The 14,459-nt window shown below is 52.9% G+C and carries 10 protein-coding genes; 7 read left to right on the forward strand and 3 right to left on the reverse strand.

Going from position 1 to position 14,459, the window contains the following annotated elements:
• Positions 1 to 19 precede the first annotated feature (19 nt).
• Genes ADN00_RS05685 through ADN00_RS05695 form a run of 3 tightly spaced genes read left to right on the forward strand, consistent with a single transcriptional unit; the run spans position 20 to position 2,875 of the window.
• Positions 20 to 1,063 (forward strand): NAD-dependent epimerase/dehydratase family protein, encoded by a 1,044-nt coding sequence (locus ADN00_RS05685; protein WP_075061995.1) that lies wholly within the window; start codon positions 20 to 22, stop codon positions 1,061 to 1,063.
• Positions 1,060 to 1,458 carry a D-ribose pyranase gene (gene rbsD, locus ADN00_RS05690; RefSeq protein ID WP_075061996.1) on the forward strand — a complete coding sequence of 133 codons (399 nt, stop codon included), beginning with the start codon at positions 1,060 to 1,062 and terminating at the stop codon, positions 1,456 to 1,458. Before ADN00_RS05685 ends, rbsD begins: the two co-directional genes overlap by 4 nt.
• Positions 1,459 to 1,468: 10 nt before the next feature.
• Entirely contained in the window at positions 1,469 to 2,875 is a 1,407-nt protein-coding gene (locus ADN00_RS05695) for an L-fucose/L-arabinose isomerase family protein (protein WP_075061997.1), read from the forward strand.
• 80 nt (positions 2,876 to 2,955) lie between these two features.
• Here the strand turns inward: ADN00_RS05695 and ADN00_RS05700 are convergent, their stop codons facing one another.
• The 3 genes from ADN00_RS05700 to ADN00_RS05710 all read right to left on the reverse strand — a co-directional run bounded on the left by ADN00_RS05700 (position 2,956) and on the right by ADN00_RS05710 (position 6,575).
• Positions 2,956 to 3,177, reverse strand: coding sequence for a hypothetical protein (locus ADN00_RS05700; protein ID WP_075061998.1), 222 nt, complete (start codon positions 3,175 to 3,177; stop codon positions 2,956 to 2,958).
• A 20-nt stretch (positions 3,178 to 3,197) separates the two neighbouring features.
• Positions 3,198 to 3,776 (reverse strand): hypothetical protein, encoded by a 579-nt coding sequence (locus tag ADN00_RS05705; protein ID WP_075061999.1) that lies wholly within the window; start codon positions 3,774 to 3,776, stop codon positions 3,198 to 3,200.
• A 135-nt stretch (positions 3,777 to 3,911) separates the two neighbouring features.
• On the reverse strand, positions 3,912 to 6,575 hold the full coding sequence (locus ADN00_RS05710) for a LuxR C-terminal-related transcriptional regulator (protein WP_075062000.1): 2,664 nt from the start codon (positions 6,573 to 6,575) through the stop codon (positions 3,912 to 3,914).
• Positions 6,576 to 6,789: 214 nt separating this feature from the next.
• On the opposite strand from ADN00_RS05710, the gene mrdA reads away from it, so the two are divergent.
• The 4 genes from mrdA to purB all read left to right on the forward strand — a co-directional run bounded on the left by mrdA (position 6,790) and on the right by purB (position 14,387).
• Positions 6,790 to 8,805: a penicillin-binding protein 2 gene (gene mrdA / locus ADN00_RS05715; RefSeq protein ID WP_160317468.1), complete on the forward strand. Its 2,016-nt coding sequence runs from the start codon at positions 6,790 to 6,792 to the stop codon at positions 8,803 to 8,805.
• A 520-nt stretch (positions 8,806 to 9,325) separates the two neighbouring features.
• Complete coding sequence (locus ADN00_RS05720; RefSeq protein ID WP_160317469.1) at positions 9,326 to 11,992, forward strand: methyl-accepting chemotaxis protein; 2,667 nt, start codon at positions 9,326 to 9,328, stop codon at positions 11,990 to 11,992.
• Between the two features lie 183 nt (positions 11,993 to 12,175).
• The gene (locus ADN00_RS05725) at positions 12,176 to 12,967 is read left to right on the forward strand and encodes an HAD hydrolase family protein (protein ID WP_075062003.1); all 792 of its coding nucleotides are present in this window, start codon (positions 12,176 to 12,178) and stop codon (positions 12,965 to 12,967) included.
• Between the two features lie 31 nt (positions 12,968 to 12,998).
• Positions 12,999 to 14,387: an adenylosuccinate lyase gene (gene purB, locus ADN00_RS05730; RefSeq protein ID WP_075062004.1), complete on the forward strand. Its 1,389-nt coding sequence runs from the start codon at positions 12,999 to 13,001 to the stop codon at positions 14,385 to 14,387.
• Positions 14,388 to 14,459: the final 72 nt, after the last annotated feature.

Below are 14,459 nucleotides of genomic sequence, written 5' to 3' on the forward strand. Positions count from 1 at the left end.
TCTGTTGCGGGAGAGAGAAATGAGTAATCGAGCGTTAATTATCGGTGGTCCGGGCACGTTATCCTCCAGCAGTATCGATTATCTGCTTGCGCGTGGTTATCAGGTGGGTGTCCTGGCGCAAGGCTCCAAGTTTGACCGGCTGCCCGCCGGGGTAACAAAGATGTTTGGCAACCGCAATCAGAAGGGCATGCTGTCTGATTCTATTTCTCAGTTTCATCCCGATGTGGTGATCGATTTTGTGTGCTTTGAACCCGAACAGGCTGAAAATGCCTATCGCGAAAGCCGTGGAAATGTAGGACAGTACATCTTTATCAGCACCGTGGATGTGTACGGCTATCCATTATCGCGCCTGCCGTTCCGCGAGGACGACGCCTGGCATCCCTCTACACAATCTCCTTACGCCGAGAATAAGCGCAAATGCGAGGAGATATTCTGGAAAGGCCATTCCACGGCCGATTTCCCCTTAACCATTGCCCGGCCCGCCTATTCTTTTGGGCCGGAGTTTATCTTATCGTTTATGTCGCGCGACTTGGGGTATCACATGCTGCGTAGAATCCAACAGGGCCGGCCGGTCATGGTCCCGGGCGATGGCAGCACTCTTATGCATGTGAGTTCGGCGTACAACACAGGCGAAATGATCGCCGCGCTGGTGGGTGAATCGAAGGCGATGGGCAAATCATACACTTGCGGCCACCCTTACGCCATTACCCATGAAAAATACATCCGTCTTTTTTCAGACGCCTTATCCGTAACACCTGAGATGGTTCATATTCCATCCGAAACCATCCTCAAAATTAAGCACCCCGCCGTTGCTGAGTGCCTGTTACCGGCGCTCACCCGCTACAATGTGGCTTTTTCCGCGGATCGATTCCTGCGAGATTTCCCTGAGTTCAAATGGTCTTATACTCTAGATGAGTGGACAAGCCACGTGGTCTCACGTGTAATTGAGCTTGGCTTGCTATCCAGAGGCGATGAAGATATCTTTGATGATGAACTCATTCATTTATGGCAGGAGCACGAACAAAAGTTGATCAATCAGTTATCGAACGGGAGTGAATCATGAAAAAAGGAATGTTAATCAACGCGCCCATTTCCGCGCTGGTGTCGGAAATGGGCCACACCGATACGCTCACCATTTGCGACTCAGGGCTGCCGACCTACGAACTCAGGCGCATCGATCTGGCGCTGCGTCCCGGCGTTCCTGGTTTTTTAGAGACCGTGGAAACGGTTCTGGCGGAATTGCAGGTGGAAAAAGCGTACCTGTCGGAAGATATTGTGCAGAAGAACCCCACAGTACTCGCGGGTTTGAAAAAGCTGCTTGGCGATACGCCCATCGAACTCATTCCGCATGTAGACTTCAAAGAAAAAGTAAAAGCCTCAAAAGGCATCGTGCGAACGGGAGAATGCACACCTTTCGCGAATGTTATTCTAGTTGCCGGAGTTACTTTCAAGGTATAGGAGATTAAAAATGGAAAAGATTACATTGGGTGTCATTTTTGGCAATCGGGATTTCTTTCCCTCTCATCTTGTCTCTACCGCCCGGAAAGATATTGCGGCGGTATTCGAGGAGCTGAACCTTGACGCCGTGATTTTGGATGAGAAAGAGACGGTGTTTGGATCGGTGGAGAATTACCAGCATTCCAAGGCCTGCGCAGAATTATTCGCCGCCAACCGCGACCGGATCGATGGTATTTTGGTAGTGCTGCCCAACTTTGGTGATGAAAAAGGAATCGCGGATGCCATCAAATTATCGGGCCTGCGCGTGCCGATCATGGTGCAGGCTTACCCGGATGACACGGAATTATTCGACGTTGCCAACCGCCGTGACGCCTACTGCGGCAAGATTTCTGTTTGCAACAATTTGCGGCAATATGGGTACGCGTACACACTGACCGATCTTCACACCGTTCACCCCTCTGAAGATTCTTTCAAGAAAGACCTTTACCGCTTCAGCCGGGTTTGTAAAGTGGTGCGAAAATTGGAAAACGTCCGCCTGGGCTCGGTGGGCGCGCGGCCGCAAGCCTTCAACACGGTGCGCTACAGCGAAAAGCTGCTGCAAGAAGCAGGGATCACCGTTATTACTGCCGACTTGTCGGAAATCATGGGCGAAGCCGGGCGGATGAAGGACTCGGATGCGCCGGTGAAGGCCAAACTGGACGATATCCGTGCCTATTTGCCCGCCAACGGTGTGCCTTCCGACGCGGTGGTTCGCATGGCGAAATTCGGCGCGGCGCTGGATAGCTGGATGAAAGAATTTGACGTGCAAGCCACCGCTTTGCAGTGCTGGAATTCGGTGCAGAAGAACTTTGGCATTAATGTTTGCACGCTGATGAGCATGATGAGCGAATCGCTGATGCCCTCGGCCTGCGAAGTAGATGTAACGGGTGTCTTGTCCATGTATTCGCTCCAATTGGCGACCGGAAAACCGGCTGCCCTGGTGGACTGGAACAACAACTACAAGAAAGACCCGGACAAATGCGTGCTGTTCCACTGCGGCAACTGGGCTAAATCCTTCTATGAAGAAGCCCGCATGGAATACGCCAATATTCTTGCCACCACCCTGGGGCAAGAGAACACCTACGGCGCGATTAACGGGAATGTCGCGGCTGGGCCGATGAGCTTCGCGCGGGTCTCCACCGACGACTCTTACGGGATCATCCGGGCTTATGTGGGCGACGGCGCTTTCACCGATGATCCATTGGATACCTTTGGCAGCCGGGCTGTGGTGCAGATTCCTGGCCTGCAGGATTTGATGAAGTACGTTTGCAAAAACGGTTTTGAACACCATGCTGCCATCACACCCGCGTTAAGTTCAGAAATTTTAGCAGAGGCCTTTGAGACCTATAAAGGCTGGGATGTTTACAAACATTCTTAATTTGCCTGAAAAGTTGTTTTGAATGCAGTAACCAGAAATGGCGGCTTTGGCCGCCATTTCTGATGAATCGTCCTTCGCGTTTATTGGCTGATCTCAACTCTGAGAAGCCTCACGCCCAGATCGCGCACACGGTTGAGAACACCGAACAGTTCAGCCTGATCTTTGATGCTTTTGATCAGACGGGTGTTACCGTCCGCGGTGAGCTCAATCGTGATAGGCTCCAGGTCCTGAAAACGGTTCGGATTGACCTCACCACTCAAGAGGATGGCGTAGACTAAATGATGTTCGTTTGTGTTGACCATAATGCAAATCCTTGTTGGGTTTAAGAACTTTGGTGGATGCTGGAAAGGAAGTCCAGCAATTCGCTCTCATCCCATAGATCAAGCGGGCGTTCGAACACCACCAGAATAGGACCGTCTTGACCGGTGAAGATACCAACTGCCTGGCGGTAAGGTTGGTTGGCGGAATTAATCCCATCAATGATCAACATTGTTACCGTCTGACCCATGATGACCACGTCCATAGGCTGGGCGTTGTCAAATTCGGTGCCAATCGTGCTGCCGCTCATTTTTTGCGCCTGAGAGAGCAGTTCCTCTTCGGTCAGGCCGGAGTCTTCAGGGACTTGCATGAAGTAGATATGACTGTGCCCGTCGCTACCCGTGAAGGTGATCAGCGAGTAGCCGAGCATTTCAAAAGCGTAAGGCTCGCCAAAATCGGCGGGGGCTTCAAATTGCACCATTTGACTGGCAATCGCCTGGGCGTTATCGGCGCTCAAGCCGATGGACATGGCGTTTTTCTGGATGATCGATTTCACAACCGGCCCTGCCAACAGCATTCCGGCCAGGCAAACAACCATCAGGCCGGCCAGGATAAACAAGATAATTTTCACGGTGTTATTCATTTTTTCTCCAATCGTAAAAGTTCAAGTTAACTGTCCCTTTTATACCGGAGAAGGGGTAGGGCTGTGGCCTATCCAAAGTTAGGTTAACAAAAAGACACCCCAAAAGGGGTGTTGGAAGAAGAGAAATCAGGTTTGCTAGATGAGCCCCAGTTCTTGAGCCGCGGCTACCGCCTGGATGCGGTTCTTGACCCCCAATTTGTTAAAAATATGGTTGGCGTGCCATTTCACGGTGCCTACGGATATGTAGAGCCGGTCGGCGATTTGCTGGTTGGAAAGACCGCGGGCGATCAATTGCAGAATCTCAACTTCTCTTTCACTCAGCGATTCAAAGACTTCAACTTCGCCTTCGGCAGTCAGGCTGGCCGCTACCTCTACAGCGGATACGTCTGCGGGCGCGCCTGCCAGGCCGGTGTCTGAAAGGGTTTGGAGGATGGCCGCGATCCACTCGGGATTGGCGGACTGGAGGTGCTGCAGCCGGAAGATCAAATCAGCCGAAAAATCTTCAAGGAAGGGGCTGATATAGCCGCCTTTTGCGGCGAGGCGGACAGCCGAAAGCAGTGCCTCATTTGCCTGAGCGGAATTGTCTATCTGAGCCTGGAGTTCAGATTGTAAGATCAGACAGGATATCAACCGGCGCCCGCGCTGGTGAGATTCTAAAAATTCCTGGAGTTCGTTAAGCAGCGCCTGGGCTGGTTCAAATTGATGAGTGAGGAGAAAATAGCGCGCCTGGTTCAGCAGCCTGAGCTCACCATTGGGGGAAGGAAGCTGCGCTTTTAGAAAGTCAGGTGACTCAATCCACAGCGCGGCTTCTGTCAACCGACCGGCTTTCATCAACAGGAAGCAGTGTACATTTCGTGCCAGGAAATGAACGCGGGGCAGGTGGCTGCTGAGGCGGATGGCGTTTTGAAGAGACGCCAGCGCGCCTTCCTGATCACCCAAAAAGAAGCGAATCAGTGCCAGGGTATGCTCGCCGTCTCCTCCCAGAACAGCGCCCAACCCCAACTGCTCGCAAACGCCGATCCCTTTTTCTAAAAGGGGGGCGGCTTTTTGCAGGTCCCCGCCTTCGTAATGGAAAATGCCCAGCGGGGTTTGCAACAGCTCGGCAATCAAAAGGGGTGTGTTTGCGCCTTCCTGGAAGAAATCCTGCCAATTCTGGCAGAGAGCGGCTGCCTGCGGTCGCTGGCCTTGTTCGTTGAGATTATAGGCCAGGTTCAGGATGGCCAGAAGTTTCATGAAGGGCTGCGAGGTCTCTTCGGCGAGGGAAATCGTTTCGCGGAAAACCTGGTTTGAAAGTTCCGTGTCGCCGATCTGGTGCAGGGCATGGCCCAGGGGGAATAATGCCGAGAAGCGGAAGAAGGATGCCTCCTGACCCAGATGGTCGAGCGCGTTGCGAGCCAGCACAAGCGTATTTTCGTCGTGGCTGAAATCTGCCAGCAGAGCTTGCAGAGCCATCAGGCTGCCTTGTTCGCTTGTGGAGAGTGGGTTCTTTGCCAGGCTGAGTTGTTGGATGGCGGTCCGCGCGCGGCCAGATTGTCCGGTCAGGAACCAGGCCCAGGCGCGATAAATGCTGGTCTGCGTGTTGGAATGGATGTGCGATTCCGGAATTTGATCAATCCAGTGCATCAGGCTGGCAATTCTCCCCTGACGGAACAGTTCCGGGGCGAGTCGGTTGATCAAGCTTAAAGTTGAAACATAATCAGTAGCAGCCAGGGTGTGGTCAATTGCCGAGGGCAGGTCTGCCTGCAGTTCATGCCATTGCGCGGCGCGTGCGTGAAGCCGCTGGCGCTCTGGTGCTTCGGTCTCCGAGATCAGAAAATCGGCAAAGAGAGGGTGATAGCGGTACCAGGCGCGCTCTTCGTCCAACGCGATGATGAAGAGGTTGCTTTGTTCCAGCGTATGGAGCATTGCCGCGGCGTTGGACTGCCCGGTGAGGAAATCGCACAGGCTGGCATTGAAGCGTTTGAGAACGCACGTTTGTTTAAGGAAGGCCAGAGTAGCGGCTGGCAGGGTAAGGAACACCTCATCGATCAGGTAATCAATGAGATAGCGGTGGCTGCCGGAGAAACTGGCAATAAAACTTTCAATATTGGGGCAGTTCGCCAATGATAAGGCTGCCAGCTGCAGGCCGGCTGCCCAGCCTTCGGTCCGCCGGTCGAGTGACTCGATCCACTCCGGTTTTAGTGGAATGGAAAGAGAGGTCTGAAAAAAGTCCGCGGCTTCTTCAAGGGAAAAGCGCAGTTCACGGGCGCGAATTTCGGTGAGTTGGTCTCGCACCCGCAAGCGCGGCAGTGCCAGGGGCGGATCTTCGCGGGTGGTTATCACCAGGTGAACCGTCTCTGGGGTGTGCGCGATGAGCAATTGAACAAGTTGGTGAATAGCGGGATTCTGGATGACGTGATAATCGTCCAGAATTACAATAACCGGCTGCCGAAATACCGAAAGCTCTTTCACCAGCAGGCCAGCGATAACCTCCATTGGCGGCAGCTGCGGCAGTTGAAGGATTCCCTCAATTGCGCTGCTGCAAGCGGGGGCCAGGGTTTTGAATGCCTGCGCAAAATAAGCCAAAAAACTGACCGGGTCGTTTTCGGAACTGTCCAGGCCAATCCAGGCGAATGGATGCGGCTGATTGTGCAGCCAATCGATCACCAGTGTGGTTTTTCCATACCCTGCTGGCGCAGAAACCAGGGCCAGCTTTCGATGGGGGAGAAAGTTTTCATGGAAAAGGTCGATCAAACGCTGGCGGTGGACGTAACCGCTGCGTAATTGTGGCGGGGTGAGTTTGGTGGGTAGTAAGTACATGAAATGATTGTATGAAAAAGATTGTAAGACATAAAGATTTTAGCAGACCGAGTCGCTTGCGAGAATAGGGAAATTGCTTGAGGTTACACAGAAGAATTTGGAGGTTGCGTGGTTTATGCTATAATTCGGATACGAAATATCAGTACATTCAAAAAAGAAAAAAATGGATTTTAACTCTCAATATGTAAAGCCTAGCCGCATTCAGGACTGGCGAATGCGAGTGGTATACATCCTTATCGCGGTTGTTTTTGCGATCTTTGTTTTTCGATTATTCGATTTGATGATCACCAATGGTGAAAGTTTCTTGGACCGGGCGGAAGAAAACCGTACCCGGAATATTAGCGTTCCTACCAGCCGGGGGTTGATTTATGATCGAAATGGCTTTGTGCTGGCAAGGAATGTGGCTTCATATAATGTGATCATCACACCGGCACTTTTGCCCACCTCCGACGGGGGGCTGCAAAACATCTATCGAGAGCTGTCTGAGGTGATTGACGTTCCAATCTCAATGGGCACGCTGGATGAGACAACGGCAAAGAATTTCTCTCCGTGTGTAACTCCTTTAGGCATTCAGCAAATCGTTGAGATTGGCGATACCAACTCGCCCTATTCTCCAATTCAGATCAAGTGCAACATTGATGAGACCACGGCAAGGGTGATCGTCGGAAAGAGCGCCGATTGGCCGGGTGTGGATGTTGAGGTGGTGTCCATTCGAGATTACCCCACTGGCGAGTTAACCTCAGAGGTGATCGGCTTTTTGGGGCCGATACCGGCTGTGGAACAAGAGTATTACGAATCGCTTGGTTTTGTCGCGAACCGGGACAAAGTTGGTTATGCGGGTGTTGAGTGGTCATTGCAGGAAATATTGGGTGGAACCAACGGGCAGCGTGTTGTAGAAGTTGATGTTGCCGGCAAAATCTTAAGAGATCTTGAAACACCCATCGATCCTATTCCGGGTTCCAGTGTCAAATTGACGATTGACACCCGGCTTCAGGCCGCTGCCAAAGCCACCCTGGAAGGTGAAATGCGGTTCTGGAACACGTATCTGAATACCACACGGTCTTCCAATGGAGCGGTGGTGGCATTGAACCCTAAAACCGGGGAAGTGCTTGCCCTGGTATCTTACCCGACCTTTGAGAATAATCGCATGGCGCGGGTCATCCCATCGTATTATTATGAACAACTGACCAAAGATGCCCATCGACCCCTTTTTAACCATGCAGTCTCAGCTGAGCATCCGCCCGGATCGGTGTTCAAGATGGCTTCGGCAATCGGGATCTTAAACGAGGGTATCATCTCTCCTACGGATACAGTTGACTGCCCGGGAAAAATCAGTGTGGTGCAGAAGTTTCTGGCCAATGAAACCGGTACGACACGCGATTTTGTGTGTTGGAATCGTGAGGGGCATAACGATTTAGACTTTTTGCACGGCGTGGCTGAGTCTTGTAATGTGTTCTTCTACAAGGTTACCGGCGGCTATCAAAACGAAGTGCCAGAAGGATTGGGTATCTGGCGCTTGGGAGAATACGCGCGCGCGCTTGGGTACGGCGCTCGATCCGGCATTGAACTGCCCGGAGAATCGAGCGGTTTAATCCCCGACCCAAATTGGAAGCGAGTCAATGTGGGCGAAAACTGGTCCAGCGGTGATACCTATATTGCTGGAGTGGGTCAGGGCTATGTTTTAGCAACGGTTATCCAGGTGGCAATGTCGTTTTCCACCCTGGCCAATGATGGTGTATTAATGCAGCCGACTCTGGTGTATGAAGTTGTGGATGAACAAGGCAATGTCATCCAGCCGTTTGAGCCCCGGGTGAAATGGGATATTACCAAAGACCCGCTCATCCAGGTTTACGATCAGAATAATTTCCCGACAGGTGAATATCGAACTGTTGAACCGTGGGTGATTGAGATGGCTAAAGAAGGTATGCGGATGGTGGTGACCGAGGGCACAGCGAAAGATCCGCTGGTTGGAAACACGAAAATGCCTTCTGCTGGCAAAACGGGCACCGCTGAATATTGCGATAACCTGGCCCAGGAGCAGAATCGCTGCACGTTTGGAAACTGGCCCACACACGCCTGGTACGCGGCCTACGCACCTTATCATGATCCTGAAATCCTTGTAGTGGCCTTTGTATATAACGGCGGGGAAGGCGCGGCGGTGGCAGGGCCGGTGGTCAGAAAAATTTTAGATGCGTATCACGGCATTTACTATCCGGATGCCACTCCATAGGCCGTCAAGTGTAGGGGGACAGAAAAATATCAAAGTCCAGGCCCTTATGAAATCCCATAAGGTGGTGCCTAGCGTCCGGTAGGGAAAACTTTGCCTGTGAACTATCAAATCGCCAGGCCATGGGATGGCCCTGAAATCAATCCATGGGGGAGACGATTTCAGAGACCTGGCTGATAGCCGATAGAAGCCCCAAACCAGCACAGTTGATTCAGATGTGATGAAGAAGAGTGAACCTCTGTTTCTCTTTATCAGTATTTGCTGTGTAAATATTTGGTAAATATTTTATTACCATTAATTCACATTATTTTTATGAAATTCATACTGTTTTTTTGCCCGTCAGAATCATTCCACCGGGTATAAACAAGATTGAACGCAGATTCAGTAAAAGGGCAGCATTTTTAAGCACGCATTCAAGGATTATATTGTTTTGATGTGTTGCTGAAAGATGAAGCCTTTGAGCTGGTTTGATTTTAATTTCTGCGATCTGCAGATAATGTGGGAGGGTACATTGGGGAAAACCATGAATTCGAGGGTCAATTCGCTTTCTTTTCGATTGACCGTGCTTATGCTTGCCATTTCGGTGATTCCACTTATCCTAATGGCGGGCTTGTTTTACCAGCAAAGCAGCACCATTTTGCTGGAAGGCATCCAGACTGAATTTGAGCAAACAGCCATATCTCAAAGCCAATATATTGATCAGTGGATCAGAGAGCGCCAGGATGATATGGTTACGGTGGCGGGAACGGCCCGGGTGCGAACGATGGAGGTTGAACAAATTGCTGATTCTTTGGATCAGTATTTTGAGCAATGGGGTAATTACGAGAACCTGGCCGTCTACTCTCCCAATGGCGAAACTGTTTACCGAACGGATGGCAGTGTCATCAATGTGGCGGAGCGGGAGTATTTCACCAAGGCCATGCAGGGCGAGGTCAATATTTCCGAGCCGCTGGTCTCCAAAGCCAGCCAGCAAGTGGTATATGTTTTAGCCGCGCCTATTGTGGATAAAGGAAAGGTCATCGGTGTCCAGACCGGCACAGTTTCCCTGGCATCTTTTAACAACCTGCTGGAAAGCGCTTATAGGGGCAAGACCGGCGAAGCATACCTGATTGGCCGCGACGGGACCATGCTGACTGCATCCCGTTTCAAAGAAGAATTATTAGCCGCTGGGTTGATTGAGACCACCGCGGAAATGGAACTGGTGGTGGATACTGACGGGTCTCGGCAGGCGCTCGCCGGTGAAACAGGCTCCTCTGAGTACGTCGATTATATCGGGCAGGAAGTTGTTGGCGCGTACGCGCCGATCACAGCGGCGGGTTGGGGTTTGATCATTGAGCAGAACCGGGAAGAGGCGCTGAAGGAAATTCTCTTCATTCGAAGTTTGGTGTTTTTTGCATCTCTGGCTCTGGCTGTTCTGATTGCAGTTGTGGGCTGGCTCTATTCGCGCAGCATCACATCACCGTTGTCGATAGTTACTGAGCAGGCTCAAAAGCTTTCCGCTGGCGATACGCTCAGGGACTATGACGCGAAAAGAAAAGATAAAGTGCGCTTGCGCAAGGATGAGATTGGTGAGATTGGTCGGGCCTTTGACCTGCTGACCCATTACTTACAGGAAATGGGACAAACAGCCCAGGCGATCGCGCAAAACGATCTGACGGTGAATGTTCTGCCGAAATCGGAGAAAGACGAGTTGGGCAGCGCCTTTCAACACATGGCTGAAAGCCTGCGCGAGGCAGTCAGCCAGGTTGCTGAAAGCGTCAGGCAGATCACCTATTCATCCGATACACTGGCTTCCACAGCAGACCAGGCCTCTCAGGCGACTAACCAGATTGCGATCACGATTCAACAAGTGGCCAGCGGCACAAACCAGCAGTCCACTTCGGTGAACAAGACCGCGACCTCGATTGAACAAATGTCCCGGGCCATTGATGGTGTGGCTAACGGCGCTCAGGAGCAGGCTACCGCGGTTGCCAGGGCCGCCTCGATTACGGGAGAAATCTCCACGGCTTTGCAGCAGGTGGCTGGCAACGCCCAGGTGGTTGTGGAAGAAGCGAAAGTTGCAGCTGACGCCGCGAAAAAAGGCACCCAAACCGTAGAGCGAACTCTGGCTGGCATGCAATCCATTAAAGAAGCCGTTGACTCCTCTGCCAAAAAGGTGGAGGAAATGGGCGCTCGCTCTGAACAGGTGGGGCAAATTGTTACAACGATTGAAGATATTGCCTCTCAAACCAACTTGCTGGCCTTAAACGCGGCGATTGAAGCCGCGCGGGCTGGAGAAGCCGGTAAGGGCTTCGCGGTGGTCGCTGATGAAGTTCGCAAGCTGGCCGAACGGGCCGCTGCTGCCACCAAAGAAATTGGCAGCTTGATTAAGGGAATTCAAACTACGGTGGATGACGCGGTAACGGCCATGGAGCAAGGCGCGCATGAAGTTGAGCAGGGCGTGCAGCTCGCCAACCAGGCCGGCGAGGCCCTCGATGAGATTCTGAAAGCCGCTGGAGCCGTTAGCTACCAGGCCGAACAGGCCGCCAGCTCTGCCAGCCAGATGGTTGCTTCGGCCAATGAACTGGTGGCGTCGATGGATGCGGTCTCGGCTGTGGTTGAGGAAAACACCGCGGCGACGGAAGAAATGGCGGCTTCATCCGGTGAAGTAACCCAGGCGATCGAAAACATTGCTTCTGTCTCGGAGGAGAATTCGGCGGCGGTGGAAGAGGTTTCAGCTTCCGCGGAAGAAATGACCGCACAGGTGGAAGAAGTTACCGCTTCGGCCCAGCAGCTGGCAGAATTGGCCCAGCAGCTGCAAGAGGTTGTCTTTCAATTCAAGCTGCATGCGGAGAGCAAGGAAGATTCACTGGCTGCATGTGAAACGTATATTCGCGCCCATTTCAAATGGGTTGATCGGGCGCGCAAACTGATGAACGGTTTGGAAGTCATTCACACAGAAGAAGTTCCTGGGCACCACGACTGCGCATTGGGCAAGTGGTATTACGCCCGTGGAACAGCCATGTTTGGAACCATGCCAGAATTCAAGCAGATTGAATCGCCTCACCGCCAATTCCACGAGAAGCTGCGCCAGTTTGTGGAGGCGGTTGACCACGGCGCCAGCAAGGAATCGCTGAACGGGCGGCTCCAAGAATTGGAAACGATGTCGAAAACGGTGGCAGAGTCCATCAAACGGCTTGAGAGCTGCTAACCAGGCGCGGCATAGAGTTTATACAATCCAACAATGGGAAAGAGCTGACCAGTTATGAACGGGGGACAGCTCTTTCATTTATTTGGGGCGGGCTGGCCGCCAATCTGCGCTGATGGTGGGCGCGGGCACAGGGTATAATTCTCGTAATTATGAGACCCCTAACTTCCGTTGGAGAAAGTTTGAATGTATAAAGCGATTATCTGTTTTGATTTAGACGGTACTTTACTGGATGAACGCGAGCGAATCCGCAAACCGGATATGGAAATTCTGCAAAACAACCGCGATTACCTGTTCGTTCCCGCTACGGGCCGTTCGTATGAATCGGTGAAACGGCTTTTTCACCAGAACCAGCTTTTTGTTGGTCAAAAACTTCCGCTGCCGCTAATTACCATGAATGGGGCGGTGGCGTTTGCGCCGCAGGAAGAAATGGTGGTGGAATTCTTGTTTACCGCTGCTGAGAAGCAGCAAATCAGAAGCGTTATTGAAAAAAACCAGCATATCTCGTTCTTAATGCAGGGGCACGACAACAGCTATTTACTGTGGCCGAATGAATTTGGCCTGGGATGCCTGAATCGTTACGATCTGCACTACACGCTGGACCCCATGCCGGAGAGCTTTGAGTTCTTTAAGGTGATGTGTTTCTGCGGCGAACCGGATGTGCTGCATTCGTTTGTGAACTCCGTGAAAGAACTGCCAGTGGAAAAGGCGTATGGCACGCCGTTTATTTACGAATTCACTCCTCCGGGGGTCAATAAAGGCCGGGCGCTGACGGCTCTGGCTGAGTCCATGAACGTTTCGCATTTGCCTATTTTCGCGGCTGGTGATGGCGGAAACGATGTGGAGACCTTCCGGGTGGCGAAGCGCTCTTTCGCGCCCAAAGGCAGCCTGCCGTTTGTGCTGGATGCCGCGGATGAAGTGATCGAACCGGATGGCGTTGGTTTGCTTTCACAGATGATCGAGCGAAGTATGAATTAAGTCTCTCCTGATTGCAGGAAGGATAAGAATTATGCCCGATTATGACCTCTATCAATCTCCGTTCACCTGGCGGTATGCCAGCCCCGAAATGCGCGGCATTTGGAGCGAACATCACAAGCGGCTGCTCTGGCGGCGCATCTGGGTGGCGTTGGCGAAAACTCAGCAGGGGTTTGGCCTGGTGAGCGCCGAGCAGCTGGCCGATATCGAGGCGCACGTCTCGGACATCGATGTTCCCCGCGCTCTGGACATTGAAGCCGAAATTCACCATGATTTGATGGCGGAACTGAAAACCTTTGCGGAACAATGTCCCACGGGCGGTGGGATTTTGCACATGGGCGCGACCTCGATGGACATTGAAGATAACGCCGATGCGCTGCGTATGCGCGAAGCTCTGGATTGTGTTTTGGGACGCCTGAAAGAGCTGCTGCTGGCGTTTGCCGAAAAGATCGAGCAGACTGCCGACCTGCCGGTGATTGCCTTCACCCACATTCAGCCGGCCGAGCCCAGCACGCTGGGGTACCGCCTGGCTAGTTACGCGCAAGACCTGCTTGAAGACTGGCTGCGGCTATCCACACAGTACGCTCAACTGCGCGGCAAGGGATTCAAAGGCGCGGTGGGAACCGCGGCGGCATACGCCGACTTGATCGGGCTGGATGCGTTGGAAGCCTTTGAAGCGCGTCTCAGCCAGCTGCTGGACCTGCCGTTCTATCCGGTTGCCACGCAGACCTACCCGCGCAAGCAGGATTATGAAGTGATCAGCGCGCTGGCCGGGTTGGGCGGGTCGGTGTATAAGCTGGCGTTTGATTTACGGCTGCTGCAATCGCCGCCGATTGGGGAGCTGAGTGAGCCATTCGCAAAAAAGCAGGTAGGCTCATCGGCCATGCCGTTTAAGCGCAACCCGATTAACGCTGAGAAAATGGATTCCCTGGCGCGCGCGCTGGCGGTGATGCCGCAGGTGGCCTGGGGCAACGCCGCGCACTCTCTACTGGAGCGCACCCTGGATGACAGCGCTAACCGGCGCAGCATGCTGCCCGAAGCGTTCTTAATCACCGATGAACTGCTGCGCACCGCGCTGCGGGTGGTTAAGGGGCTGAATATCCGTGAGGAAAGCATCCAGAAGAATCTGGATGCGTACGCGCCCTTCGCGGCTACCGAGCGGCTGATGATGGCCGCGGTGAAAAAAGGCGCTGACCGGCAGGCGATGCATGAGCGCCTGCGCGAGCACGCTCTGGCGGCCTGGCAGGCCGTTCAGCAGGGGGCGGCCAACCCGCTGCTCGAGCGCATTAAGGAAGACGCACTCTTCCAGCAGATGCTGACGGACGCAGAAATGGAATCGCTGTTTGATGTCTCCGCGTATGTGGGCAGCGCGCCGCAGCGCGCCCGCGAGCTGGCACGGCGTATTCACAATCTGCTGGATTGAATTCCAACATTCACCACAAAGAAAGCCTCTTCCGGTGGCCATGCCTGGAGAGGCTTTTATCTTAAGAATCAA

Source organism: Ornatilinea apprima (assembly GCF_001306115.1).
Taxonomy (GTDB): Bacteria; Chloroflexota; Anaerolineae; order Anaerolineales; family Anaerolineaceae; genus Ornatilinea; species Ornatilinea apprima.